This is a genomic window from Agrobacterium sp. CCNWLW32, from assembly GCF_037083425.1.
GTDB lineage: Bacteria > Pseudomonadota > Alphaproteobacteria > Rhizobiales > Rhizobiaceae > Agrobacterium > Agrobacterium radiobacter.
This window is the reverse complement of the sequence record NZ_JBAOJM010000002.1, coordinates 509,822-532,364: the sequence shown is the minus strand read 5'-3', so window position 1 is coordinate 532,364 and position 22,543 is coordinate 509,822. Positions and strand designations below refer to the sequence as shown.

The window sequence follows — 22,543 nt, the reverse complement described above, 5'->3', positions numbered from 1 at the left end:
AATGACGGGCGCATCGGCAGGTGCCGACGTAAAGATAAGATTCAGTCTTTTTTGATAATCTTCCGTTAGCATTTGTATTTCGAGGTCTCCGGGCGGCATCAGAGTGCCCCCGATTTGTTTTGCGTACGGGTTCTCATGCGTTCATCGGCTATGCCAGCACTTCTCTTCGGTTGCCTCCTGCTTGGAGGCTGCACGTCCAGTTCCGGGCCGGAAAGCCTGATGGCCGGCTTGCCTTCGAAGGAAACGACGAGTTCCGTCACGCCATCCGCACCGGTGCCGCAGGCAGGCGTCGGCACCCAGGCCATCGCCGCCCAGCCGCGGCAGCAAGTTCTGGCATGGGGCGGGCCGGTGCCTGACGAGCCCAAGGCCTTTTCCGCCGTCACCCCCAAGGCGTCCTTAACGCAGGATGCGCCTGAAATCCGTTTGCCGGTTCCGCCACAGGCGGCCGGAATGGTGCGGCCGGCGGAGCGCCCCACGATGAACCAGATGGAGCGTCCGGTACAATTGGCCATGGCGGCGGCCCCGGCGGCAAGCGCCGGTGCTCAGATCCGTTCGCGCATTTTCCGCTCCAGCTTCAGTGATGCCAAGCCCATCAATTTCGGCAGGGTTCAGCCCCGTCATTTCCAGGTCCACGGGGTGGATGTATCCCGCTGGCAGGCCAATATAAACTGGCCGCAGCTGCGCACGCGCGGCGCGAATTTCGCCTTCATCAAGGCGACGGATGGTGGTGATCATCTTGATCCGATGTTCCGCACCAATTGGCAGCGCGCAAAGGAAGCGGGCATTCGCCGCGGCGCCTACCATTTCTTCTACTGGTGCCGCAACGCCAGCGAACAGGCGGACTGGTTCATTCGTAATGTACCGCGTGATCCGGACGCGCTGCCGCCCGTCATCGACGTGGAATATAACGGCGAATCGAGCTGCAAGATGCGCCATTCCCGCGAACGCGTGCTGGAAAAGATGCGCGTCTTCATGGACAAGCTTGAGCGCCATTACGGCCAGCGGCCGATCATTTATACGGCGCCCGATTTTTACAAGGATAACCTCCAGGGCGAATTCCAGGATTATCCCTTCTGGCTGCGCGCCGTCGCCCAGCATCCGTCGGTGGTTTATCCCGGTCGCAAGTGGCTGTTCTGGCAATATTCCGGTTCCGGCCTGTCGCATGGCGTCGATGGCCGTATCGATCTCAATGTCTTCAATGGCAGCGAAGACGCATGGCATCGCTGGGTGGATCGCCGCTCGAGCTGATGGTCAGCGCGCGAATTTTCGCGCGCCCGCAACACACAGCACCACAACCAGCGTCACGCCGATCATGGCCGGGCTCACCTCTTCGTGCAGCAGGGTGGCGGCAAGCGCGAGCCCGAAGAAGGGCTGAAGCAATTGCAGCTGCCCCACGGCGGCGATGCCGCCAAGCGCCAGTCCGCGATACCAGAAGATGAAGCCAATCAGCATGCTGAACAGGGAAACATAGGCAAGGCCAGCCCAGGCCTGCGGGTCTATGCCGGCAAGCGTTTCCGGTCCGCTGAAAAAGGCAAGCGGCAGCATCACCGGCAGGGAAAGAACCAGCGCCCAGGAAATGACCTGCCAGCCGCCCAGCTTGCGGGAAAGGGCAGCGCCCTCCGCATAGCCGAGCCCGCAGACGATGATTGCGCCGAGCATCAGAAGATCGCCGGCAAGCGATGCTTCGATCCCGGCGGCAAACGAATTCGAGAGCGAAAAACCCGCAACAAGCGCACTGCCGAGACAGGAAAAGAGCCAGAAGACCGGGCGTGGGCGTTCTCCGCCGCGCAGCACCGCAAAGATCGCGGTTGCGAGCGGCAGCAGTCCCACGAAAACGATAGAATGCGCCGAGGTGACGTGCCGCAGAGCAAGCGCGGTCAATAGCGGGAAACCCACCACGACACCTAGCGAGACGATGAAAAGCGATGTCAGGTCATAGCGCGCCGGGCGTCTTTGCCTGAACAGAAACAGCAGCGCCAGCGCCAGCAGGCCGGCAATGCTGGCGCGGGCGACGGTGAGGAACACGGGATCGAAACCCGTTACCGCGATGCGCGTGGCGGGCAGCGAACCGCTGAATATCACCACGCCTGTCAGGCCGCTCAGCCAGCCGCTCGTCGTCTTGTCCATCGTCAACTCCTGCGTTTTGCCTTTCTTGATCCCGAATGGCTGGCGGGAACAGCGACAATCATATACAATTTCAACAAACTGTTATGGTTTCATGAGCGGTACGGTTGGAGAGAATCATGGATGGACAGGTCGCTGTTGGCACGCGCATAGAAAAGGTGATGGCAAGTGTTCGGCAACGCATCGCCTCGCGCAGCCTCGTGCCGGGCGCGCGTCTTCCATCGGTGCGGGCTCTGGCGAAGACCATGCAGGTGTCCACCTCCACCATCGTCGAGGCCTACGACCGGCTTGTGGCGGAGGGTACGATAAGCTCGCGCCCCGGCTCCGGTTTTTTCGTTTCAGGTCCGCTTGCACCCCTCTCGCTCGCCGATATCGAACCACAGCTCGACAGGGCGGTGGATCCCTTATGGGTTTCGCGGCAGGCGCTGGATGAAAGTTCCGTTCTCGCCAAACCCGGTTGCGGCTGGCTTCCCGTATCGTGGATGCCGCAAGAGGCATTGAGGCGAGCCATGCGCGGGCTTGCCCGCGCCGACGCCGCCCTGCTGACGGATTATGGCAGCCCGATGGGGCTGTTGCCGCTGCGCCAGCTTCTGTCGCGCCGGCTGGCCGAACACGGGGTGCAGGCGGGCGCCAGCCAGATCATGCTCACCGACTCCGGCACGCAGGCGATCGATCTTCTGTGCCGTTTCCTGCTGCAGCCGGGGGATACGGTTGTTGTCGATGACCCCTGTTATTTCAATTTCCACGCCCTCCTGCGGGCGCATCGGGTGAAGATCATCGGCGTACCCTATACGCCAACCGGACCGGACCTGGCGCTTTTCGAACAGGCGCTGAAAGACCATCAGCCCCGGCTTTATATCACTAATTCCGCAATCCATAATCCGACAGGTGCAAGGCTTTCCGCCGTTTCCGCCCATCGGCTGCTGATGCTGGCTGAACAGGCGGGGCTAACCATCATAGAGGATGATATTTTTGCCGATTTCGAAACCCAGGCTGCGCCCCGGCTGGCGACCTTCGATGGTCTGAACCGTGTCGTCCAGATAGGCAGTTTTTCAAAAACACTGTCGGCCTCCATACGGTGCGGTTTCATTGCAGCACCTGTCGCGTGGGTGGAAGCCTTGACCGATCTCAAGATCGCCACCGCTTTTGGCGGAACTCATTTTTCGGCGGCGCTGATCCTCTCGCTTTTGACCGATGGCAGTTACCGCAAGCATGTCGAGGCACTCAGGCAGCGTCTTGCGGCAGCGATGCCGGAGGTGGCGGCGCGTTTGAAATCGATCGGATGTGTGCCGTGGATCGAGCCGCAGGCGGGCATGTTTTTGTGGTGTCACCTGCCAGAGGGGAGCGATGCCGCCGATGTTGCGCGCCGGGCGCTTTCGCGGCAGGTGGTGCTAGCCCCCGGCAATGTGTTCAGCTCGTCGCAAAGTGCCTCCGGTTTCATGCGTTTCAATGTGTCGCAAATGGCAGATCCGCAGGTCATGACGGTGCTGGCGGAGGCACTTCAGCAAGGGCCCGAACTTCGTCGGTTGTAAGCGTTCTGGAAGGAATCGGAACAAAATCCCGTGAACGTCGTTTTCTTCGCAGAATGAAGAGGAGGAAATACCATGACATTCGATCCCAACAACCCGCGTCCGGACCGCGATCTTCGTCCGGAAGTGAATATCAGCAATGAACCGCGTGCCCGCACGTCGTCGTCCTGGGTGCCGTGGTTGGCGATCATCGTTGTCGTTCTGGTAGGCGTTTTCGCCTGGTCGCAGATGAGCGGCCCGACCACCGATCCGGCAACAACATCCTCCACCACGCCGCCTGCAGCAACGGATCAGGCACCGGCGCCGATGGCTCCGACCACTCCGGCAACACCGCCTGCGAACAATACCGCACCGGCAAGCCCGACTACCGGCGGCACGCAGACCCAGCCGTAATAGGCTTATTGATAGGATAAAACCGCCTGCCTCCGCGCGGGCGGTTTTTCCTTGCAAGAGTGACCGTCACCCGCCGTTAGAGCCTTTCCATCGCGGAAGGGTCGTTGGAAAGACGGGACCAGCGGCTAAGGGACTCCTGTGCCAGTTGCGAGAGGGCAATGCTTCCGAAACGGGACAGCAGAATGTTTTCCGCCTCTTTCATGGCGTCAAAAAGCGCCGTGTTGACGGCCTGTTCGATGACGCAGTTCGGATTGTCGCCTGCCAGCCCGATTGAAAACAGTTCCGGTGCGCCAAGCGCCCGGTAAATATCGAGCAGCGTGATTTCGCTGAGCGGCCGCGCCAGCACCCACCCGCCGCCATGGCCTTTTTCCGACGATACATAACCATGCTCGCGCAAGCCGGCCATGGTTCTGCGCACCACCACCGGATTGGTCTGAAGCATCGCCGCAATGCTCTCGGAGGTCGCGGCGCCCTCATGTTTTTCCATATGGATCAGAATATGCAGCACCCGTGAAAGGCGCGTGTCGTGTCTCATTGCCCAAACCCGTCTGTTTGCATCGACGCTATCACCTTCAAGATGACGTAACAATATAAGTTGCGTGACCATTGACTCTCAAAATCATGTAACAATATAAGTATCGTGAAATTAACGGGCACTTCCGCCTCCTCCTGAAACGATGGGTGCATCATGAAATTCGACGTCATCATAATCGGCGGCAGCTATGCCGGTCTCTCAGCCGCCCTGCAGCTTGGACGCGCCAGAAAAAACATTCTGATGGTGGATGCCGGTGAACGGAGAAACCGTTTCGCCAACCATTCCCACGGTTTTCTCGGCCAGGACGGCAAGGCGCCAAGCGAGATTATCGCCGAGGCGCGCCGCCAGATCGAACGTTATCCGACCATAAAATGGGCCGAAGGCAGGGTGACCGATGCCGAAGGCTCCTTTGGTGATTTTGCAATCGAGATCGATGGCAACCGCCGTGAGACTGCGGATCGGCTGATCCTCGCCATTGGTGTCACCGATGAATTGCCTGGTATCGCCGGGCTGAAGGAGCGTTGGGGCTCTTCAGTCTTCCATTGCCCCTATTGCCATGGTTACGAGCTCAATCAGGAAAAGATTGGCGTTATCGCCGCTTCACCTTTGGCCATTCACCACGCATTGATGCTTCCGGACTGGGGTGAGACGACCTTTTTCACCAACGGCGTATTCGAGCCGGACGAGGACCAGTATTCGATGCTGACAGCGCGCGGTGTCCGGATGGAAACAACCGGCATCAGGGAAATTGCGGGGCATGCGGATGTCGTCCTGACAGATGGACGCAGCATTCCCTTGGCCGGTCTTTTCACCCAGCCGATATTGCGGATCACCGCCGACTGGATCGAAAAACTCGGCTGCGCGGTGGAGGAGGGGCCGATGGGATCAACCATCGTCACAGACCCGATGAAGCAGACCACCACCCGAGGTATCTTCGCCTGCGGCGATGTGGCAAGACCCGCCGGCTCGGTCGCCCTTGCGGTGGGCGACGGCGCGATGGCGGGCGCTGCGGCTCACCGGTCGATCCTGTTTCCGGAAATGCTCTAGGGTGAGACGAGGTTCAGCCAGCGGCCCGGAGGCATGCCGAAGGCATTTTTGAAATGCCGGGTGAAATGCGCCTGGTCCGCAAAACCGCAGGCGAAGGCCGTTTCGGCAAGACCCGTACCTGCGCGCATCATGTCCTTGCATTTCTGCAGCCGCCGCATGATGAGATAACGGTGCGGGCTCGTGCCGAACAGGCAACGAAAGTGCCGGAAAAGCGTGAAGCGGTCGAGCCCGCTTATCCGTTCCAGTTCTTCAGAACCAACGGTGTCGGCGCTATTCTCCAGCAGATAGTCCCGGCATCGCAAAACGGCGATGCGGTCAATCCGCTTGATGGTTCTGGTGCTTCCGTTTGAATGTTTCCAGAGCAGATCCGCCAGTCTCGATTGCCAGTCGGTGAGAAGTAGATTGTCCGGTTCGTCTTCGAGATTACCGAGTGCCTCGATGAGGCATTGCCGGAATTCTTCGTCCTCGATGATGGCATTTCGGGCAAAGGGCAGCGCGTTATATCCCGCCTCCGTCGTTTTTTCCGGTGGGAGGTAGAGCATTCGATAGTGCAGGCCCTCGTCAGTGCCCGCGCCGCCATCGTGAACCTCGTCGGGATGCAGGACGATGACATTTCCCGGCATGCTGAAATGCGATGTGCCACGATAGGAAAAGGTCTGGACGCCGGAAAGCGTGACGCCAATCGCATAAGTATCATGGCGATGCGGGGCATAGGCATTGCCGTGAAAACGCGCGTCTATGCGTTCGATGCCCTCGCTGGAGGGCGCCTGCACGATCCCTTCGAATTTGCACGAACGTTCAAGATCGCCGCCGCCCCGAGGCGCTAGGGTCGCTTCTCTTTCGTAACCACAGCCAGATTGAGTTCGCATGTTTGATACCAAGATCGCCGTCATCCTTCGCGATGACCTTGCCGTGTGGCAAAAACTGAACGTTACCGCATTCCTCATGTCCGGGATCGTCGCCCAGACCAAGGAGATCATTGGAGAACCATACCGCGACGGGGCAGGCAACGTCTATAATCCCCTGTCCATCCAGCCTGTCGTCGTCATGGCCACGGATCAGGAGGCGCTGCGCAAAATCCACCAGCGATCCCTCGAGCGCGACGTCACGACATCGCTTTATATCGAGGAAATGTTCGCTACCGGGCACGACGTCGCCAATCGCCAGGTATTTTCGGAGTTTTCTCCTGACAACGCCAAGGTGGTCGGCATGGCGCTGAGGGCCGACAAGAAGATCGTCGACAAGATCACCAAGGGCGCGAAGCTGCACGGGTGATCGGACCCTAAAACGCAAAAGGGAGGCTGTGGGCCTCCCTTCAAGAACGATGGCAAGTGATTGCCGCTTATTCGTCGTTCATCTTCAGAGCGGCGATGAAGGCTTCCTGCGGAATTTCCACCTTGCCGAACTGGCGCATGCGCTTCTTGCCTTCCTTCTGCTTGTCCAGAAGCTTGCGTTTGCGCGTTGCGTCGCCGCCGTAGCACTTCGCCGTCACGTCCTTGCGCAGCGCGCGCACGGTTTCGCGGGCGATGACCTTGCCGCCGATGGCCGCCTGGATCGGGATCTGGAACATGTGCGGCGGAATGAGTTCCTTCAGCTTTTCGCACATGCCGCGTCCGCGCCGGTCTGCCGCCGAGCGGTGAACCAGCATGGACAGCGCATCCACGGGATCGCCATTGACGAGGATCGACATCTTCACGAGGTCGCCTTCGCGGTAGTCGATGATGTTGTAATCGAACGAGGCGTAACCCTTGGAGATGGACTTCAGCCGGTCGTAGAAATCGAACACCACTTCGTTGAGCGGGAGTTCATAGGTGATCATCGCGCGGTTGCCGACATAGGTCAGCTCCGTCTGCAGGCCGCGCCGGTCCTGACAGAGTTTCAGGATGCCGCCGAGATATTCGTCGGGCGTCAGGATCGTCGCCTTGATCCACGGCTCGCGGATTTCCTTGATCTTCACAACGTCGGGCATGTCGGCCGGGTTATGCAGCTCTTTTTCCGTGCCATCGGTCAGCGTCATTTCATAGACGACCGACGGGGCAGTGGCGACGAGATCGAGATTGAACTCGCGCTCGAGGCGTTCCTGAATGATTTCGAGATGCAGCAGGCCGAGGAAGCCGCAGCGGAAACCGAAGCCGAGGGCGGCGGACGATTCCATTTCGAAGGAGAAGGAAGCATCGTTGAGGCGAAGTTTACCGACCGCTGCGCGCAGGTCTTCGAAGTCGGCCGCATCGACCGGGAAGAGACCGCAGAACACCACGGGCTGTGCTGGCTTGAAGCCGGGCAGGGCCTGCGCCGTCGGGCGCTTGTCGTCGGTGATGGTATCGCCAACGCGCGTATCGGCGACTTCCTTGATCGAGGCGGTGATGAAGCCGATCTCGCCGGGGCCGAGGCTGTCGACATTGACCATCTTCGGGGTGAGCACACCGACGCGCTCGATGCCGTATTTCGCGCCCGAACCCATCATGCGGATCTGCTGACCCTTGCTCAGCACGCCGTCGATGACGCGCACGAGAACCATGACGCCGAGATAGGTGTCGTACCAGCTATCAACCAGCAGCGCCTTCAGCGGCCCGTTTTCACCGACTTCACTTTTCGGCGGCGGCAGGCGATTGACGATGGCTTCCAGAACATCGGGAATGCCAAGCCCGGTCTTCGCCGAAATCATCACGGCGTCGGACGCATCGATGCCGATCACCTCCTCGATCTGCTCCTTGATGCGGTCGGGTTCGGCCGCCGGCAGGTCGATCTTGTTGAGCACGGTGACCAGCTCGTGATTATTGTCGATCGCCTGATAGACGTTCGCCAGCGTCTGGGCTTCGACGCCCTGCGATGCGTCGACCACCAGCAGCGAACCTTCACAGGCCGAAAGCGAGCGGGACACTTCGTAGGCGAAGTCGACGTGGCCGGGCGTGTCAATGAGGTTCAGCACATAGGTCTCACCGTTATTCGCCTTGTAGTGCAGGCGCACGGTCTGAGCCTTGATGGTGATGCCACGCTCGCGCTCGATATCCATCGAATCGAGAACCTGTTCCGACATGTCGCGTTCGGCAAGGCCGCCCGTCGACTGGATCAACCGGTCGGCCAGCGTCGATTTGCCGTGATCGATGTGGGCAACGATCGAGAAGTTGCGGATATGGTCCAGGGGCGTGCGGGTCGAATTTGTGCTCATGTCCCGCGCTATAGCAGGGGCTTCTCATGCCGCAAAGCGGGAATTTGGTTAAAAGCCTTTTAAAATGGGCTTTTTAGATCGCAAATTGCTCTGGCCAGTCGCGGCGGGTGGCAACCTGCCCTTCGGTGCGGAGCCTTGCAACGGCGGCAAGATCGATATCGGCGATGAGAAGGCTGCTTTGCGTCACCGCATCACTCTCGCTTTCCGCGATGATGCCGGATGCCGGCATGCCGTAATCCGAAGGCACATAAAGTGCGGCGCGGCCGCGATTTTCATCAACCGCAGGAGACCACGGGGCCTCGCCCGCGGTGGGGGAGGAGAGGATGGCATATTGGTTTTCCAGCGCCCGCGCCTGCGCGCCAATCCGCACCCGGTAAGCACCCGCCAGCGTGTCGGTGCAGCTGGGGGCGAGAACGAGTTCGACGCCAAGCTCCGCCAGCCTGCGGCCCAGCATCGGGAACTCGTTGTCGTAACAGATGAGAATGCCGAGCTTGCCGATCGGCGTCTCGAAGGCTTTCAGTCCCTCGACGCCCGCATGAATGTTCCACTGCTCCCGCTCGAAACGGGTCATGATCTGCTTGTCCTGATAACCGATCAGCCCATCCGGGCCGAACAGCCATGCGCGGTTGCGGAACTTGTCGTCCGGGTCCTTTACTGGCGCGCTGCCCGGCTGGAAGAGGATTTGATGTTGCCGCGCCAGTTCCTCGCAAAGCTCCACCCAGGAAGGGATCAACGGCTGTATCTCTTCGATGGAACGATGCAGATCGGAACGCGCGTCGGGTGGCAATTGCCCGGTCAGCGCCATAGCCGAATATTCCGGCAACAGCAGCAGTTCGGCGCCTTTTTCCTTAGCCTCGCGGACGATGGCGGAAAGATGCGCGGCATAAGCCTCCCATGTCTCGATCAGTTCGATGGCATATTGGCTGGCGGCGAGGCGTGTCATTTATCTCCGTCTCCGGCAAGAATGGTCTTCATCCAGAAGGACAGGGGTTTCGGGCTCTCGGTGTTTTCGTCGAGGTCCTGCCATGTGAAGTTGGTGCGCAGTTCAGGGTGATGGTGATAACCGCGCTTTTCCCAGAAGGCATTGAGCGGCACGTAATCCGCCGGCCGGCGGGGATGGTCGGCAGGCCGCTCGACCGCGCAGAAGGTGCAACGGTTAAAGCCGAGCCTCTTTGCATGCGCCTCCCGCTCCTCGAAGAAGCGCACGCCTATCCCGTGACCGCGATAGCCGGGCAGCAGCACGCTTTCACCGAAATAAAATATCCGGTCCGGATCGTAGCCCGCTTCGGCAAACGGTGCTTTCACCTCATCGGTCTCTGCCGCCATCGGCATGCCGGTGGACATGCCGACCACTCTGGCGTCATCGAGCGCCAGCACGAAGACCGCGCCGTCCGTATCGGCATAGGTCGCGAGATATTTGCGTTCATAATCCAGCGAACCGTCGTAGAGATAGGGAAAAGCGCGAAACACCTCGATCCGCAGGCGCGCGAGATCATCGAAATAGGGTGTGGCGTCAATGCCGGAAAGAGACTTGATTTCGACGGTCATGGGCATTTCACTTTCGGTTGCACTGGTTATACCGTCATGGAAAACCCGCGCAAGCATTGAACGGAGAAGACGATGACCGCTGCCGAGACCATCCGCGCCTATTACGAAGCCTTCAACCGTCAGGACATGGATGCCTTTCTGGCGCTCCTTCATGACGAGGTGGTGCATGACATCAATCAGGGCGAGCGCCAGACCGGCAAGGCCGCCTTCGCCTCCTTCATGGACCACATGAACCGCTGCTATAAGGAAAACCTCACCGATATGGTCATCATGGCGAGCGATGACGGCAAGCGTGTTTCCGCCGAATTCATCGTTAATGGTGAATATCTCAAGACCGATGAGGGATTGCCCGAGGCGAGTAGCCAGAAATATGTACTGCCGGCCGGCGCCTTCTTCGACCTGAAGGATGGAAAAGTTAGCCGAGTAACGAACTACTATAATCTGAACGACTGGATTGCCCAGGTCGGCGCTTAAGGCGTGATTTCTCGCCCGCAATCGGCGGGCAAGAGATAATCCTTGTTTCCATTATCATGGATATTGACTCCATCATATGAGAATGCAATTCTCGTATGATGGAAAACGAAGATCATATTCTTGAGCGCTCGATCGGTGAGCGGATCAAAACATTGCGGGCTGAAAACGGCCTGACGCTGGACAGGCTTGCGTCTGAATCCGGCGTCAGCCGCGCCATGATTTCCCGTATCGAGCGCGGGGAGGCGAGCCCAACCGCGTCGCTGCTTGCCCGCATCTGCGCAGCCCTTGGTCTGTCGCTCTCCGGCTTTTTCGCCGAAAACGAAGAGGCTGTTTCCCCGCTGGTGAGAAAGCGTGACCAGCAGGTCTGGAAAGACCCCGAGACAGGCTATGTCCGCCGCGCCATTTCCCCGCCGCGTGTGGGTTCCGATGTCGATATCGTCGAAGTCGAATTTCCGGCCGGTGCGCGCGTCGGTTTCCCGCCGCATGCGGCAAGCCGGGGGATGACGCAATATGTCTGGCTTTTCGAAGGTGTGCTGGAAATGACAAGCGGCGGAGACGTTCACCGGCTGGAGCCCGGCGATTGCCTTTTCATGCCGGTGGGAGAAGGGCACGTCTTCCACAATCCTTCCGAAAAACCTGCCCGTTACGCCGTCGTGCTGGATCAAAGACAGCGCTGATTTCCCTACAGGAGTTCTTATGGCCACTATCCGCGTGTTGAACCGGGAAGAGACGATCGATGCCCTGCCTGAACTCTGCGAAGTCCTCGCCGCCTGCGTGAATGGCGGTGCATCCGTCGGCTTCATGTTGCCCTTTTCCCCACAGGATGCTGAACCCTTCTGGCGATCCGTGGCGGAAACGACAGGCGAGGGTGCGACCATTCATGTGGCGGCGGAGGTGGATGGCAAGGTGGTGGGCACCGTGCAGGTCGGTCTTGCCTCGAAGCCCAATCAGCCGCATCGCGGTGATCTGATGAAGCTTCTCGTGCACCCATCCGCACGCGGCCTCGGACTTGCCCGTATGCTCATGCAAAAGGTGGAGGAGGAGGCGGTAAAACGTGGCCGTACCCTTCTGGTTCTGGATACGGCCACGGGTAGCGATGCCGAGGCGATTTATCCTCGTCTTGGCTGGGAGCGGGTCGGCGTCATTCCCGATTACGCCCTGTTCCCGGATGGACGCTTTTGCGGCACCACCCTGTTCTACAAGCGGATCGGCTAGTCTTTTCAGACTTCCGTTTCACTGGCCCGGCTTCAGCGTACGGTTGAAGGCGGTAACAATCATCGTCTCCAATTGTGCGTGAATATCGGCGCGGTCCCGTGGTCCGGCCGGCTCGCAGATCGGGTCGCGCTCGCCGATGGATTTGAGGAACGCATCGGCATCCGGCTTGCACAGCGGCAGGAAGCTGAAATGATTGGCGTCATCCACCTGCTGGTAGGTCGCGCCGGGTACTTCGTCCGCGAGTTTATCCGCAAGCACAGCCGCGGGAATTTTGCCCTTGCTGCCGAGATTGATGAAGGTCAGCGGAATATCGATCTCTTTCAGACTGTCCGGTTTGAAGGCCAGCGCCAGGCCCGGATCGATCAGTACGGCGGAACGGATGCGGGGATCACGGTTCTGCTGCTCGAAACGGGCCTTGTCGAGGGTTCTGAGATCAAGCTTCGGCACGTTGACCGGCTCATTATCGAGATAACCCCGGCCGCCAGCAAACCATTGGCAATCCATCATCGTGGCATGGTCTTCGCAATAGCGCGCATAGGCATCGAGATCGGCGCGCGCACTCGCAATCTCCATCGCCGCGCTGCCGCCCAGCGAAAAGCCGAGAACGCCGATCCTCTTCGTGTCGATCGCATTCGACCATTTGCCCTCTGCCGCCAGGGCCGTAACGATCGTGGAGAGATCGTCCGTTCGCTCCCAGATTTTCGGCGTATCGGCGGGCGTGGAATCGCCGCTGGTGGTGCCGGGATGGTTGGTTCCGGCGACAATGAAACCTTCGCTCGCAAGCTTTGCGGCGATCCATGCCATACCGGACACTCTTGAACCCGAGCCGTGGGACAGAAGTACAAGCGGCAGGCGACCCGGGTTCACCGCGCCATCCTTGAACACGGGCGTGCCTTGAAAAATCCGGTCCTCGCCGGAAAGCGTCTGTGTGCCCTTTCCGTCGGATGGATACCAGACAGTGACGGCAAGGTCCTTGCCGCGTGCCGGCGAATGGATGGTGGTTTCGCTGGCGCCAACCACCTCGCCTGCAAAAACAGGCTGGGTGACGAGAGCGGAAAACAGTATGGTCGTGATGGTGCTAATAGGGCGCATGAAAACCTCGTGCGGTTGGGAAGAACGGGGTTCAATCTGCGCCGCCACATATTTTTCGCGTCCTTGATCACGTTAAAGGTCGTCCCGAAACGCGATCTGGTCCATGAACTCGCAATATAAGTCGTTGTGTTCCGGGGATATCATTCGTGCTGTTCATTCCGCTGCCTTTCGTCGTGGCGCTTCTGCTGGTCGTCATGTTCATTGTTTTCCTTCGAGGTGGAGACGATGTGCGGACCAACCGGGCCTTTCTGGCGCTGATCGTGCTTTGTGCCGTGCAATCCGTCCTTGTCGGCCTGCGCTGGGGGTATGGCGTCATCGAAACGCGTTATGTTCTGCCGATCCTCGCAGCCTGCCTGCCGCCGCTTGTCTACATTGCCTTTCGCGGACTGATGGGAGTGGGGGCGGAAAGCAGGAGAGCGATGCTCGCCAATCTCGTCCTGTCGCCTTTGCTCATCGTCATCATGGAAGTCACCTTGCCGATGGCGATCGATCTTGCACTGATCGTCATCTTCGTCGGCCACGCCGTCGCCCTGCTTCTTCTTGGCAGAAAAGGGCCGGATGGGCTGGATGAGGCGCAATTCGCCAGCGTCGCCTCCGCGCACCGGGCGCTGATTATCGCCGCATTAGCCCTGTGCGTTTCCGCCCTGTTCGATCTTCTGGTGTTTTTCGATTTCGAATGGGCGCACGGGCAAAATGTTGCAGCGCTCGTCAGCAATGCCAATCTTTTCGGACTGTTGTTGATTGGCCTCATGGCTGCGTTGGCCGGTGAAAGCAAAGCACCACAAACGGCCATGGATCCGGTCGCGGAATTGCCGCCGCCGCCGGAGCCATCCGAGCAGGACCGGGACATCATTGCAAGGGTCGATCGGCTGATGGCGGCGCAGGCGCTTTACCGTGATGAGAACCTCAACCTGTCGCGGCTTGCAAGACGCCTCGGGCTGCCGAGCCGGCAGATATCAGGCGCGATCAATCGCTCGCTCGGCGTCAATGTCTCGCAATATGTCAACCAGTTGCGCATCCGCGAAGCCTGCCGGCTGCTTGAGGAAACGGAGCAATCGGTAACCGCGATCATGTTGTCCTCGGGCTTTCAGACCAAGTCCAACTTCAACCGCGAATTTCGCCGCGTCACCGGCATGAGCCCTGTCGACTGGCGGGAGCGTGAAGTGTGGAAACTGGTCTCACCAAACAAAACGGCCACCCGGCAGATGCCGGATGACCGTTTGAAGATCGTCGGGAAATGATGGGGATCAGAGCGTGCCGTTGCGCTGCTGGATCATCATGTAGGTGTCATAAGTATATTCCGCGATCTGCGCCCAGAGATAAGCGTCCTTCTTGAAGGCCTGCTGGCTTTCGTAGATCTTCTTGAAGCTCTCGTTCTTGGCCGAAATCTCCGCATAGGTGTCCTGCGCGGCCTTGTGGCAGACGTCGAGGATTTCCTGGCTGAAGGGGCGCAGGATAGCGCCCTGCGCCACGAGTTCCTTCAGCGCCTTCGGATTGCGCGCATCGTAGCGTTCCAGCATGCTGGCGCTGCCGGCGGCGCAGGCGTCTTTCAGGATGCGCTTGTAATTCTCGGGCAGCTCATTGAACTTCTGCAGATTCACGAAGGCATGAACGGCCGGGCCGCCTTCCCACCATGCGGGGTAGTAGTAATATTTTGCGACCTTGTAGAAACCAAGCTTCTGGTCGTCATAGGGGCCGACAAATTCGGTGGCGTCGATCGTGCCCTTTTCCAGCGCGGCATAGACATCGCCGCCGGCGATCTGCTGCGGTGTCACGCCAACCTTCTGCATGACCTGGCCGGTGAGGCCGGCGATACGCATCTTCAGGCCTTTGAGGTCGTCGATGGTGTTGATTTCCTTACGGAACCAGCCGCCCATCTGGGCGCCGGTATTGCCGAGCAGGATCGAGTAGATATTGTGCTGGGCAAGGAATTCATTGAGCAGCTCGTTGCCACCGGCCTGGTTGAACCAGGCATTCGTCTGGCGTGCGTTAAGGCCGAAGGGAACCGACGTTCCGAGTGCAAAGGTCGGGTCCTTGCCGACGTAATAATAGGAGCAGGTATGCGCCATTTCGACGGTTCCGGCCGTCACCGCATCCGCTGCCTGCAGCGCCGGCACGATTTCACCGCCGGCGAAATGCTGAATGACGAAGTTGCCGCCGGAGGCTTCCTTGACATGATCTGCGACGATCTGGCCCGCGCCGAAAAGAATGTCGAGGCCCTTGGTGAAGGACGACGTCATGCGCCAGGTGATCTTGGGGTTTTCCTGTGCAATGGCCGGAGCGGCCAGCGCCGTTGCGGTAACACCGGCGCCAACGGCGCCCGCCTTGCGGATAAATGATCTGCGATCCATGTCGATAAGCCCTGATATGTCTGCATATTACAGGCGAACCGCACGGTACGCCTCCCGTCGGCTACTAAACATTTATCCCTGCGGCCATCAAGAGGGAATGTTTGAAACTTGCGTGATCTTACGCACGGCTTGGCAATTGTTGCTTGTACCGGTCTTTCGCTGTTCGGCGCGGCTGCGGCTAAGGCATGCTGCGCTTTAAGGCCGGGTCATCCATTGCGGGATTGTAAAACAGCGAAAGCGTCAGGCTTCTGGCGATGCGTTGCGCCGTTTCCATGAACCAGTCATGTGCCTCTTTGCTCGGCGCAATATCATCAAGCGTGGCGGAAAACAGCGTGAGCCACTGCGGAAAAAGCTCCGCCGACATGCCTTTTACCCCGAGATGGGCCTGCACGGGCTTGCCGCCATAACCGCCATTCTTGAAGGCGACGGCCGTCCAGAACTGTTTCATCCTGGCCATATGCTCCGGCCAGCGCCCGGCGAGTCGCGCATCAAAAACCGGGCCAAGCGTGGAGTGTTCAAGAACGCGGCCGTAGAATGTTTCCACCAGCAGGTCGATGAAACCGGCATCCACGCCGATTTCCGCCATGGCCTTTTCCGCCCTGTCCTGAATTTCCGCGCTGTGGGCGGCTCTCGCCGCAACGTCTTCCTGCATGGTGCTTCCTTTTCCGCGAATTTACCCCGCTGCGAGGCGGCCTGCAATGCGACCCTTTGCCTTATTAGAATTATTCTAAGATGACTTGATCTCGGCGCAGGGCGGATGTATTTAGAATTATTCTAAAAAGGTTTCAGCCATGTTTCGCAGTCTTTTTTCCCTGTCCAAACGCCCCTTTTCCTCTCTCGGCGAACAGGAAATCCTCGCACTCGCCATTTCGTCCGAAGAAGACGATTCCCGCATCTATCGTTCCTATGCCGATCACCTGCGCGCGCAATATCCGCAATCGGCCAAAGTCTTCGACGATATGGCGGAGGTCGAGCAGCAGCATCGAAATGTCCTGATCGACATGCATCGTCGCCGTTTCGGAGAGACGATCCCGCTGATCCGCCGAGAACATGTACGCGGTTTTTACGAGCGCACCCCGGACTGGCTCGTGAAGAACCTGTCGCTCGAGAAAATCCGTGCGCAGGCCGAATTGATGGAAGCGCAGGCGATCCGTTTTTACGATGAGGCCGTCAAGCGCACCAGCGATGCCTCTACGCGCAAGTTGCTCGGCGATCTGGCCGAGGCGGAACGGGGCCACGAAGACATTGCGCAGATGCTGGAAGAAAAACATCTTGATGAAAATGGTCGGACGGAAGAGGAGGAAACCGCAAAGCGGCAGTTTCTTCTGACCTATGTGCAGCCCGGTCTCGCCGGTCTGATGGATGGCTCCGTCTCGACGCTCGCACCGATCTTTGCGGCCGCCTTCGCCACGCAGGATACCTGGCAGACTTTCCTGATCGGCCTTTCAGCCTCCGTCGGCGCTGGTATCTCCATGGGCTTCACCGAGGCGGCCCATGATGACGGCAAGCTTTCGGGTCGCGGTTCTCCGGTGAAGCGGGGTCTGGCATCGGGCATCATGACGGCCATCGGCGGTCTCGGACATGCCTTGCCCTATCTCATCCCGCATTTCTGGACAGCAACGGCGATTGCGGCCGTCGTCGTTTTCGTGGAACTCTGGGCCATCGCCTTCATTCAAAACCGCTTCATGGAAACGCCGTTCCTGCGCGCGGTGTTTCAGGTGGTCCTCGGCGGCTCATTGGTGCTGGCGGCCGGCATTATCATCGGCAACGGATGAAAAAGAAAGAGCCCGCGATGGCGGGCTCTCAATCTGTCAAACGTGGGCCAAGCGTCAGCGCAATGCGCCAACCAGAACGTCGCGACCATCTTCGATGGAGACCCAACGGCCCGTATTGAAGGACGCCTGCCGCTTCAGATAGGTATAGTTAGTATCGGTCCAGAGCTTCACATCGTCGGTGAGGTTGTCGAGAATATAGTCGCCATCAGTGGTGCGAAGCGTCAGCACCGCATGGCCTTCACCATCCGGTTTACGCACGACGGTGATCAGCAGATCGGCAACGGAAAAACCGCGCTCGACCAGTTTCTTGCGCTTCAGCAGCACAAAATCTTCGCAGTCACCGGCGGTCGTCGGATATTCCCAGACTTCGTCCTTGCCGTAGATTTCCTGGTCGGTCATCGCCACGATCGTGGTGTTGACGGACGTATTGACCTCGCGAATGACATCCCAGCCATAATCTGTGACGCGCGGGGGCGGTGTCGCCTTGCTGCGAATATTGCATTCGTCGGCGTATTTCTGACAGAACTCGTAATGTCCGATCGGCTGGGACGTGATCCCGCCCGTCACCATGGAAGGGCTTCCATTGATTTCCGCCATGGCGGAGGCAGCAGTCATTAGCCCGGCAGCAACTGCAAACAGCAGAGCACGCGCCAGCGGTGCGTTCATCATGAAACCCGTCCCTTAATTCTTAACGAAAAGTTAAGAGGGATAGGGGGTTTGAGTCAATCTCTAGCAATCGGCGATGCGCAAGACTCGTTGAATATGGTTAAGAGCGTTGCGCAAATGCCTATATTGCAAGGGCTTTGACCGCCGCGAGCATCCGCTCGATATCCTGTGGCCGGGAAAGCCGGTGGTCTCCGTCACGGATCAGCGTCAGCACCACATCGTCGGCGGGAAGATGTTCGATGAGCTTCAGCGCATGCTGATAGGGAACATCGGGGTCGCGCATGCCCTGCAGAACATGAACCGGACAGCCGGTCGTGATGATGCCGGTGAGCACCCGGTTCTGCTTTCCGTCTTCCATCAGCGCGCGGGTGAAGATGTTGGGCTCGGGGCTATACTCCGAATGTTCCTCGAAGTAACCCCGTTCTGCGAGAGAGGTCCTTTCCGCATCCGACAGGCTGGGCTCTATCAGTTCCTGCGTGAAATCCGGCGCAGGCGCAATGAGAACCAGACCGGCGACGGAGGGCGCTCCACCCGCCTTGCGCAGCTCCTCGACCATACGCAACGCAATCCACCCGCCCATCGACGAGCCGACGAGAACGACACGCGACGGCGCCTTTGCACGCACCACCGCAAGTGCCTCTTCGAGCCATCTCGAGATCGTGCCTTTGTTGAAATCACCGCCGGAAGCCCCGTGCCCGGAATAATCGAGCCGCAGGCAGGCAAGGCCGTTTTCCGCTGCAAAACGATCGAGCTCAACCGCCTTGGTTCCCGTCATGTCGGAGCGATAGCCGCCGAGCCAGACGAGCGTTGGTGCGTTCGGCTGGGATGTTGGGGAGCGATGGAGGAAAGCGATGTTGCGGGCGTCGTCACCCGCTCCTATATGCAGGAATTCAGCAGCTTGTTCGGTCATGTATATGCAATTCTCCTGATTTTCGTGCAATATCGGCGGCGTATTTGCAAAAACCGTGGCAACAGGTGATCTTTTCGGGCAGATATGCTATTGACTTCGCCACGGCAATAACGACATTTCCGCCGCTTGTACCAAACAAGCTGTTTTTTGCTGACGTGATCCAGAAACAGATCAGGAGAATACGACCATTCGCAGACCTTTCAAAGCCGATGCCCCCGTCAAGGAGGGCCCGCGCTCCAACCGGGAAATTCGGGTTCCCAGAGTTCAGCTTATTGATGAAGAGGGCCAGAACCTCGGTAGCATGCCGACGGATCAGGCTTTGAAAATGGCGGAAGAGGCCGGTCTCGATCTCGTCGAGATTTCGCCGAACGCTGAACCGCCGGTATGCAAGATCCTCGATCTCGGCAAGCTGAAGTATTCGACCCAGAAGAAGGCCGCCGAAGCGCGCAAGAAACAGAAGATCGTCGAAGTTAAAGAAATCAAGATGCGCCCCAACATCGACACGCATGATTATGACGTGAAGATGAAGGCGATGGGCCGCTTCTTTGACGATGGCGATAAGGTGAAGGTGACGCTGAAGTTCCGTGGCCGCGAAATGGCCCACCAGGAACTCGGCATGAAGCTTCTCCTTCAGGTGAAGGAAGACACTCAGGCGATTGCCAAGGTGGAAGCCGAGCCGAAGCTGGAAGGCCGTCAGATGATGATGGTTCTCGCCCCGAAATAATCTTTTTACGCGTTCACAGACCTGGCGCGTATCCCAACGCCAAGGGGAAATTATCATTCCCCGTTGCGCTTTTAGCCGACTGCGGTTATAAGCGCGCGTCCGAACGGTCCGGCAGGGCATGCCGAGGCCGTTCCTGAATAGCTTGAAATAGGCCTCGTCTGCCTGTTTCGATACAAAAAACGGAGTAGCAAAATGCCCAAGATGAAGACGAAGTCCGCTGCAAAGAAGCGGTTCAAGATCACTGCTACCGGCAAGGTTGTTGCAGCCGCCGCCGGTAAGCGCCACGGCATGATCAAGCGTACCAACAAGTTCATTCGCGACGCGCGTGGAACCATGGTTCTCGCCGAAGCTGACGGCAAGAAGGTCGTCAAGAACTACCTGCCGAACGGTCTCTGAGACTTTTCCGCACTTTTGGACACTTTAAGGAGATCATGACATGGCACGCGTAAAACGTGGCGTAACTTCCCGCGCCAAGCACACCAAGACACTCAAGGCAGCCAAGGGCTTCTACGGCCGCCGCAAGAACACCATCCGCGCAGCAAAGGCTGCCGTGGATCGTTCCAAGCAGTACGCTTACCGCGACCGTAAGGTCAACAAGCGCAACTTCCGCGCTCTGTGGATCCAGCGTATCAACGCTGCTGTTCGCGAATTCGGCCTGACCTACGGCCGCTTCATCGACGGCCTGAACAAGGCTGGCATCGAAGTCGACCGCAAGGTTCTGTCCGACATGGCTATCCATGAGCCGGCAGCATTCGGCGCGCTCGTCGAAGCAGCGAAGAAGGCGCTTGAGTACCTCAAGGACGCTGGTACGGCCAACGAGTTTGAAACCGCTGTAAAGTAATTACGGCGCGGACAATCTGTTGTTCATTTGAAACCCGCGCCGGTCCTCCGGCGCGGGTTTTCGTTTTTTGGAATTCACGGCAGTTTCGGCAGAAGTGCGTAACGCTTTTACGCCGAGGTTGCCAAAAGGGTGGGGCATCCGGCTTTTGGCCGGCAGGCTCCATTGGGGGCAGAAAATGCTGGTTGCCGCAAGCGACGCGGAAAAGGCGAAGGGTTTCCACGTCCATCTGGAAGATAGCGATATCGCAGCCTTGATGCGGGCTTTGCTTAAAAGCGAGCGCCGTGTGCAGAAACTCGAACTTTCTTCGACGACCGTCTGGATCAAGCGCCAGGGCACGGAAACGCCGTCTTGGTGGATAAAGCTGCAGACCTTTCTCGCAAAGCTGCTCCCCTACACTTTTATGCGCCCGTCGCCTCCGCTCGATGGCGCCGGCCTGATGCGCCGTGAACTCGAAACGCTGCAGGCTTTCAAGGCCCGTGGTTTTCCTGTTCCGCCCATCATCTATTCTTCGCTGACGGCCGTTGTCCTGGGGGATGTCGGTCCCACCATCATGGAACGCATGGACGCGATAAAGACCGCGATGCCGGTGGAGCATGACGCCCTGCTGGTAAAATCCGCCGAGGCGCTCGGCGAACTGCATGCAGCAGGTCTTTGCCATGGACGTCCGCATGTGCGTGACTTTTTTCTCGCAGACGGCCGTGTCGGTTTCATGGATTTCGAGGAACGCCCGCAGGACGTCATGCCGCTTGAGACGGCGCAGGCCCGCGATATCTGGCTGCTGTTTCTGCAGGTCGCGACCCGCGCCTGCGATGCGCCGAAAACCTGTGATGCCGCCTTTGCCCGCTGGCGCGAAAACGCCCCGCCCCGGGCGCTGGAAGAATTGTGCCGTCTGACCGGCATTCTGGGGCGTTTTTTACCGGTTGCCCGGTTGATCGGGCGCGTGCGGATGGGTAGTGATCTGCGACGCTTTATCATGGCGACCGACTATTTGATGAATGCTGTGAACCCCGAAGCCGCTGTTAAAAATACCGGCAAGGCAGGAAAAGATGACTGAACTTGATACCTTGAAATCGCAATTGATGTCGGAGATTGCCACGGCTGCCGATGAGCCGGCCATCGAGGCCGTGCGTGTTTCCGCACTTGGCAAGAAAGGCTCGGTTTCGGAGCTTCTGAAGACGCTTGGCAGCATGACGCCGGAAGAGCGCCAGACCCGGGGCGCGGCCATCAACCAGCTCAAGACCGAAATCACCCACCTCATCGGCGAGCGCAAGAACGCGCTGAAGGACGCCGCCATTACCGCCCGACTGAAAGCGGAAACGGTGGATGTCAGCCTGCCGGTTCGTCAGTCTCCGGCCGAGCGCGGGCGCATTCATCCCATCAGCCAGATCGTCGATGAAATTACTGCCATCTTCGCGGATATGGGGTTCTCGATCGCCGAAGGTCCGGACATCGAGACCGACTATTACAACTTCACGGCACTGAATTTCCCCGAAGGCCATCCGGCCCGCGAAATGCACGACACCTTCTTCTTCCAGCCGGATGAAAAGGGCGAGCGCAAGGTGCTGCGCACCCATACTTCGCCAGTGCAGATCCGCACCATGGAAAGTCAGAAGCCGCCGATCCGCATCGTCATTCCCGGGAAGACCTATCGTCAGGACTCCGACGCGACCCATTCGCCGATGTTCCATCAGGTCGAAGGCCTTGTCATCGACAAGAAGGCGCATGTCGGCAATCTGCGCTGGATTCTCGAAGAATTCTGCAAGACCTTCTTCGAGGTCGACAGTGTCGTCATGCGCTTTCGCCCGTCGTTCTTCCCCTTCACGGAGCCGAGCTTCGAGGTGGATATTCAGTGCGACCGTTCCGGCCCCATCGTCAAGTTCGGCGAAGGCAAGGACTGGATGGAAATCCTCGGCTGCGGCATGGTGCACCCGAACGTGCTGCGCGCCGGTGGGCTGGACCCGGATGAATATCAGGGCTTTGCCTGGGGCATGGGCCTCGACCGCATCGCCATGCTGAAATACGGCATGCCTGATCTGCGCGATTTCTTCAACGCCGATGTCCGCTGGATGAACCATTACGGCTTCCGCCCGCTCGACATGCCGACGCTGTTCGGCGGTTTGAGCGTTTAATCCGGTTAGCCAAGGAGCAAA

The 22,543-nt window shown here is 58.9% G+C and carries 26 protein-coding genes; 15 read left to right on the top strand and 11 right to left on the bottom strand.

Features of this window, described 5'->3' with window-relative positions; all coding sequences use genetic code 11:
• Positions 1–135: 135 nt before the first annotated feature.
• Complete coding sequence (locus tag V6R85_RS06505; protein WP_111833774.1) at positions 136–1,248, top strand: glycoside hydrolase family 25 protein; 1,113 nt, start codon at positions 136–138, stop codon at positions 1,246–1,248.
• A gap of 3 nt (positions 1,249–1,251) precedes the next feature.
• Here the strand turns inward: V6R85_RS06505 and V6R85_RS06500 are convergent, their stop codons facing one another.
• A complete protein-coding gene (locus V6R85_RS06500) occupies positions 1,252–2,127 on the bottom strand; it encodes a DMT family transporter (RefSeq protein ID WP_111833773.1) in 876 nt (291 codons plus the stop codon).
• A 116-nt stretch (positions 2,128–2,243) separates the two neighbouring features.
• Between V6R85_RS06500 and V6R85_RS06495 the strand changes: the two genes are divergently transcribed.
• Together V6R85_RS06495 and V6R85_RS06490 are read left to right on the top strand one after the other, a co-directional pair.
• Positions 2,244–3,656 carry an aminotransferase-like domain-containing protein gene (locus V6R85_RS06495; RefSeq protein WP_111833772.1) on the top strand — a complete coding sequence of 471 codons (1,413 nt, stop codon included), beginning with the start codon at positions 2,244–2,246 and terminating at the stop codon, positions 3,654–3,656.
• Positions 3,657–3,728: 72 nt separating this feature from the next.
• A complete protein-coding gene (locus V6R85_RS06490) occupies positions 3,729–4,046 on the top strand; it encodes a hypothetical protein (protein ID WP_003507415.1) in 318 nt (105 codons plus the stop codon).
• 76 nt (positions 4,047–4,122) lie between these two features.
• Here the strand turns inward: V6R85_RS06490 and V6R85_RS06485 are convergent, their stop codons facing one another.
• Complete coding sequence (locus tag V6R85_RS06485; RefSeq protein WP_111833771.1) at positions 4,123–4,581, bottom strand: Rrf2 family transcriptional regulator; 459 nt, start codon at positions 4,579–4,581, stop codon at positions 4,123–4,125.
• A gap of 153 nt (positions 4,582–4,734) precedes the next feature.
• Here V6R85_RS06485 and V6R85_RS06480 point away from each other — a divergent pair, with 153 nt between their 5' ends.
• Positions 4,735–5,628 (top strand): NAD(P)/FAD-dependent oxidoreductase, encoded by an 894-nt coding sequence (locus V6R85_RS06480; RefSeq protein WP_111833770.1) that lies wholly within the window; start codon positions 4,735–4,737, stop codon positions 5,626–5,628.
• On the opposite strand, the gene V6R85_RS06475 is transcribed toward V6R85_RS06480, so the two are convergent.
• The gene (locus tag V6R85_RS06475) at positions 5,625–6,401 is read right to left on the bottom strand and encodes an AraC family ligand binding domain-containing protein (RefSeq protein ID WP_162695467.1); all 777 of its coding nucleotides are present in this window, start codon (positions 6,399–6,401) and stop codon (positions 5,625–5,627) included. The genes V6R85_RS06480 and V6R85_RS06475 overlap by 4 nt on opposite strands.
• Positions 6,402–6,495: 94 nt before the next feature.
• Here V6R85_RS06475 and V6R85_RS06470 point away from each other — a divergent pair, with 94 nt between their 5' ends.
• Positions 6,496–6,903, top strand: a complete 408-nt coding sequence (locus V6R85_RS06470; protein WP_003507428.1) for a DUF2000 family protein — start codon at positions 6,496–6,498, stop codon at positions 6,901–6,903.
• 67 nt (positions 6,904–6,970) lie between these two features.
• Here V6R85_RS06470 and lepA read toward each other — a convergent pair whose 3' ends face one another.
• The 3 genes from lepA to V6R85_RS06455 form a co-directional block, all read right to left on the bottom strand.
• On the bottom strand, positions 6,971–8,809 hold the full coding sequence (gene lepA / locus V6R85_RS06465) for a translation elongation factor 4 (protein ID WP_035213098.1): 1,839 nt from the start codon (positions 8,807–8,809) through the stop codon (positions 6,971–6,973).
• Positions 8,810–8,870: 61 nt separating this feature from the next.
• Complete coding sequence (locus V6R85_RS06460; protein ID WP_020812478.1) at positions 8,871–9,740, bottom strand: carbon-nitrogen hydrolase family protein; 870 nt, start codon at positions 9,738–9,740, stop codon at positions 8,871–8,873.
• Positions 9,737–10,345 carry a GNAT family N-acetyltransferase gene (locus tag V6R85_RS06455; protein WP_020812479.1) on the bottom strand — a complete coding sequence of 203 codons (609 nt, stop codon included), beginning with the start codon at positions 10,343–10,345 and terminating at the stop codon, positions 9,737–9,739. Before V6R85_RS06455 ends, V6R85_RS06460 begins: the two co-directional genes overlap by 4 nt.
• 72 nt (positions 10,346–10,417) lie before the next feature.
• On the opposite strand from V6R85_RS06455, the gene V6R85_RS06450 reads away from it, so the two are divergent.
• From V6R85_RS06450 to V6R85_RS06440, 3 genes are all read left to right on the top strand, one after another.
• Positions 10,418–10,819 carry a ketosteroid isomerase-related protein gene (locus V6R85_RS06450; protein WP_060722784.1) on the top strand — a complete coding sequence of 134 codons (402 nt, stop codon included), beginning with the start codon at positions 10,418–10,420 and terminating at the stop codon, positions 10,817–10,819.
• 95 nt (positions 10,820–10,914) lie between these two features.
• Positions 10,915–11,496 carry a helix-turn-helix domain-containing protein gene (locus V6R85_RS06445; protein WP_003507440.1) on the top strand — a complete coding sequence of 194 codons (582 nt, stop codon included), beginning with the start codon at positions 10,915–10,917 and terminating at the stop codon, positions 11,494–11,496.
• Between the two features lie 19 nt (positions 11,497–11,515).
• The gene (locus V6R85_RS06440) at positions 11,516–12,034 is read left to right on the top strand and encodes a GNAT family N-acetyltransferase (protein WP_080865742.1); all 519 of its coding nucleotides are present in this window, start codon (positions 11,516–11,518) and stop codon (positions 12,032–12,034) included.
• Positions 12,035–12,052: 18 nt separating this feature from the next.
• On the opposite strand, the gene V6R85_RS06435 is transcribed toward V6R85_RS06440, so the two are convergent.
• A complete protein-coding gene (locus V6R85_RS06435) occupies positions 12,053–13,126 on the bottom strand; it encodes an alpha/beta fold hydrolase (protein ID WP_111833825.1) in 1,074 nt (357 codons plus the stop codon).
• A gap of 146 nt (positions 13,127–13,272) precedes the next feature.
• Here V6R85_RS06435 and V6R85_RS06430 point away from each other — a divergent pair, with 146 nt between their 5' ends.
• On the top strand, positions 13,273–14,367 hold the full coding sequence (locus V6R85_RS06430) for a helix-turn-helix domain-containing protein (protein ID WP_162686220.1): 1,095 nt from the start codon (positions 13,273–13,275) through the stop codon (positions 14,365–14,367).
• Between the two features lie 6 nt (positions 14,368–14,373).
• Here the strand turns inward: V6R85_RS06430 and V6R85_RS06425 are convergent, their stop codons facing one another.
• Together V6R85_RS06425 and V6R85_RS06420 are read right to left on the bottom strand one after the other, a co-directional pair.
• A complete protein-coding gene (locus V6R85_RS06425) occupies positions 14,374–15,477 on the bottom strand; it encodes a TRAP transporter substrate-binding protein (RefSeq protein ID WP_003507447.1) in 1,104 nt (367 codons plus the stop codon).
• Positions 15,478–15,655: 178 nt separating this feature from the next.
• Positions 15,656–16,129 (bottom strand): group III truncated hemoglobin, encoded by a 474-nt coding sequence (locus V6R85_RS06420; RefSeq protein ID WP_003507455.1) that lies wholly within the window; start codon positions 16,127–16,129, stop codon positions 15,656–15,658.
• Positions 16,130–16,268: 139 nt separating this feature from the next.
• Between V6R85_RS06420 and mbfA the strand changes: the two genes are divergently transcribed.
• Positions 16,269–17,252 carry an iron exporter MbfA gene (gene mbfA, locus V6R85_RS06415; RefSeq protein WP_111833769.1) on the top strand — a complete coding sequence of 328 codons (984 nt, stop codon included), beginning with the start codon at positions 16,269–16,271 and terminating at the stop codon, positions 17,250–17,252.
• Between the two features lie 54 nt (positions 17,253–17,306).
• Here the strand turns inward: mbfA and V6R85_RS06410 are convergent, their stop codons facing one another.
• Positions 17,307–17,921, bottom strand: coding sequence for a transglutaminase-like cysteine peptidase (locus tag V6R85_RS06410; protein ID WP_111833768.1), 615 nt, complete (start codon positions 17,919–17,921; stop codon positions 17,307–17,309).
• Between the two features lie 118 nt (positions 17,922–18,039).
• Positions 18,040–18,828, bottom strand: a complete 789-nt coding sequence (locus tag V6R85_RS06405) for an alpha/beta hydrolase (RefSeq protein ID WP_003507461.1) — start codon at positions 18,826–18,828, stop codon at positions 18,040–18,042.
• Positions 18,829–19,015: 187 nt separating this feature from the next.
• Here V6R85_RS06405 and infC point away from each other — a divergent pair, with 187 nt between their 5' ends.
• The 5 genes from infC (at position 19,016) to pheS (ending at position 22,522) form a co-directional block, all read left to right on the top strand.
• Positions 19,016–19,552, top strand: a complete 537-nt coding sequence (gene infC, locus V6R85_RS06400) for a translation initiation factor IF-3 (RefSeq protein WP_077767695.1) — start codon at positions 19,016–19,018, stop codon at positions 19,550–19,552.
• A 192-nt stretch (positions 19,553–19,744) separates the two neighbouring features.
• Entirely contained in the window at positions 19,745–19,948 is a 204-nt protein-coding gene (rpmI, locus tag V6R85_RS06395) for a 50S ribosomal protein L35 (RefSeq protein ID WP_003493355.1), read from the top strand.
• 40 nt (positions 19,949–19,988) lie between these two features.
• Positions 19,989–20,393, top strand: coding sequence for a 50S ribosomal protein L20 (gene rplT / locus V6R85_RS06390; RefSeq protein WP_003493358.1), 405 nt, complete (start codon positions 19,989–19,991; stop codon positions 20,391–20,393).
• A gap of 175 nt (positions 20,394–20,568) precedes the next feature.
• The gene (locus V6R85_RS06385) at positions 20,569–21,447 is read left to right on the top strand and encodes a lipopolysaccharide kinase InaA family protein (RefSeq protein WP_107674892.1); all 879 of its coding nucleotides are present in this window, start codon (positions 20,569–20,571) and stop codon (positions 21,445–21,447) included.
• Entirely contained in the window at positions 21,440–22,522 is a 1,083-nt protein-coding gene (gene pheS / locus V6R85_RS06380; RefSeq protein WP_336377043.1) for a phenylalanine--tRNA ligase subunit alpha, read from the top strand. Before V6R85_RS06385 ends, pheS begins: the two co-directional genes overlap by 8 nt.
• Positions 22,523–22,543: the final 21 nt, after the last annotated feature.

Excerpts from the sequence above, each read along its gene's own strand:
- V6R85_RS06505 (WP_111833774.1), top strand. The coding sequence starts at position 136 with ATGCGTTCATCGGCTATGCCAGCACTTCTCTTCGGTTGCCTCCTGCTT.
- V6R85_RS06500 (WP_111833773.1), bottom strand. The coding sequence starts at position 2,127 with ATGGACAAGACGACGAGCGGCTGGCTGAGCGGCCTGACAGGCGTGGTG.
- V6R85_RS06495 (WP_111833772.1), top strand. The coding sequence starts at position 2,244 with ATGGATGGACAGGTCGCTGTTGGCACGCGCATAGAAAAGGTGATGGCA.
- V6R85_RS06490 (WP_003507415.1), top strand. The coding sequence starts at position 3,729 with ATGACATTCGATCCCAACAACCCGCGTCCGGACCGCGATCTTCGTCCG.
- V6R85_RS06485 (WP_111833771.1), bottom strand. The coding sequence starts at position 4,581 with ATGAGACACGACACGCGCCTTTCACGGGTGCTGCATATTCTGATCCAT.
- V6R85_RS06480 (WP_111833770.1), top strand. The coding sequence starts at position 4,735 with ATGAAATTCGACGTCATCATAATCGGCGGCAGCTATGCCGGTCTCTCA.
- V6R85_RS06470 (WP_003507428.1), top strand. The coding sequence starts at position 6,496 with ATGTTTGATACCAAGATCGCCGTCATCCTTCGCGATGACCTTGCCGTG.
- V6R85_RS06460 (WP_020812478.1), bottom strand. The coding sequence starts at position 9,740 with ATGACACGCCTCGCCGCCAGCCAATATGCCATCGAACTGATCGAGACA.
- V6R85_RS06455 (WP_020812479.1), bottom strand. The coding sequence starts at position 10,345 with ATGACCGTCGAAATCAAGTCTCTTTCCGGCATTGACGCCACACCCTAT.
- V6R85_RS06450 (WP_060722784.1), top strand. The coding sequence starts at position 10,418 with ATGACCGCTGCCGAGACCATCCGCGCCTATTACGAAGCCTTCAACCGT.
- V6R85_RS06445 (WP_003507440.1), top strand. The coding sequence starts at position 10,915 with ATGATGGAAAACGAAGATCATATTCTTGAGCGCTCGATCGGTGAGCGG.
- V6R85_RS06440 (WP_080865742.1), top strand. The coding sequence starts at position 11,516 with ATGGCCACTATCCGCGTGTTGAACCGGGAAGAGACGATCGATGCCCTG.
- V6R85_RS06435 (WP_111833825.1), bottom strand. The coding sequence starts at position 13,126 with ATGCGCCCTATTAGCACCATCACGACCATACTGTTTTCCGCTCTCGTC.
- V6R85_RS06425 (WP_003507447.1), bottom strand. The coding sequence starts at position 15,477 with ATGGATCGCAGATCATTTATCCGCAAGGCGGGCGCCGTTGGCGCCGGT.
- V6R85_RS06420 (WP_003507455.1), bottom strand. The coding sequence starts at position 16,129 with ATGCAGGAAGACGTTGCGGCGAGAGCCGCCCACAGCGCGGAAATTCAG.
- mbfA (WP_111833769.1), top strand. The coding sequence starts at position 16,269 with ATGTTTCGCAGTCTTTTTTCCCTGTCCAAACGCCCCTTTTCCTCTCTC.
- V6R85_RS06410 (WP_111833768.1), bottom strand. The coding sequence starts at position 17,921 with ATGATGAACGCACCGCTGGCGCGTGCTCTGCTGTTTGCAGTTGCTGCC.
- V6R85_RS06405 (WP_003507461.1), bottom strand. The coding sequence starts at position 18,828 with ATGACCGAACAAGCTGCTGAATTCCTGCATATAGGAGCGGGTGACGAC.
- rpmI (WP_003493355.1), top strand. The coding sequence starts at position 19,745 with ATGCCCAAGATGAAGACGAAGTCCGCTGCAAAGAAGCGGTTCAAGATC.
- rplT (WP_003493358.1), top strand. The coding sequence starts at position 19,989 with ATGGCACGCGTAAAACGTGGCGTAACTTCCCGCGCCAAGCACACCAAG.
- V6R85_RS06385 (WP_107674892.1), top strand. The coding sequence starts at position 20,569 with ATGCTGGTTGCCGCAAGCGACGCGGAAAAGGCGAAGGGTTTCCACGTC.
- pheS (WP_336377043.1), top strand. The coding sequence starts at position 21,440 with ATGACTGAACTTGATACCTTGAAATCGCAATTGATGTCGGAGATTGCC.